General features: G+C 43.5%; 1 protein-coding gene. It reads right to left on the bottom strand.

Annotation, left to right across the window (positions count from 1 at the left end):
- Nucleotides 1–73 precede the first annotated feature (73 nt).
- A partial coding sequence (locus A3763_RS06640; RefSeq protein ID WP_197482816.1) for an FKBP-type peptidyl-prolyl cis-trans isomerase occupies nucleotides 74–359 on the bottom strand: 286 nt, incomplete at its 5' end.

Genomic DNA, 359 nt, shown 5'->3' with positions numbered 1-359 from the left:
CATTCTATTCTCCGTTATCTTAAAAAGACTCGTAATTGTTCTGTTACGAGTAGTTATATCTCACTATAGTTGTTTATTCATTGATGCCAAGCAACTCAACATCAAAAATTAGTACCGAGCCAGCCGGGATGGCGCCAGCAGCTCTATTTCCGTAGCCAAGTTCGCTCGGAATAAATAATCGGGTCTTCTCGCCAACCACCATAAGTTGCAGACCTTCAGTCCAGCCTTTGATAACTTGATTCAAGCCAAAAGAGATAGGTTGTCCGCGAGCTACGGAACTATCAAAGACAGTGCCATCAGTTAAGGTGCCATGATAATGAACTTTAACTTTATCGTTTGCAGTAGGGTGGGCTTCCCCC

It is taken from the genome of Oleiphilus sp. HI0128, from assembly GCF_001635365.1.
Note: the sequence above shows the minus strand (reverse complement) of the source record. Positions and strands in the feature narration are given on the sequence as shown.